The sequence below is a fragment of the Vogesella perlucida genome (genome assembly GCF_979366545.1).
In genome coordinates this window covers 1-298 of record NZ_CEETRO010000061.1, presented here as the reverse complement: position 1 = coordinate 298, position 298 = coordinate 1, and the positions used below count along the sequence as shown (strand labels likewise).

1 protein-coding gene is annotated in these 298 nt (G+C 66.1%); it reads right to left on the bottom strand.

Annotation, left to right across the window (positions count from 1 at the left end; genetic code table 11):
• Window positions 1-298, bottom strand: a 298-nt coding sequence (locus ACZ9XP_RS17915; protein ID WP_465188963.1) for a hemagglutinin repeat-containing protein, incomplete at both ends; no start/stop codon positions are given.

The following is a 298-nucleotide window of genomic DNA, read 5'->3' as shown; positions in this document are numbered from 1 at the left end:
TGGCCGCGATGGTGTCGCCACTGGCCTGCGCACCGGTGAGCGTGGTGTCGCGGCCGCTATTCAGGGTGAGGGTTTGCCCCGCGGTGATATGGGTTTCGGTGTAGCTGTCGGTGTCGCCGTTTTCTTTGCCGCTGGCGCGGTTGGCGTTGGCAAACACGCTGATGCCGGCTTTACCGCTACCCACGCCGACGCTGACACCGACGGCACCGCCGCTGCTGCTGTTGCTGCCGGTGGTGTCGCTGCGGTTTTGTGCAGACTGCAGGGTGATGTCGCGGGCGGCGTCCAGCGTGACGTTCTG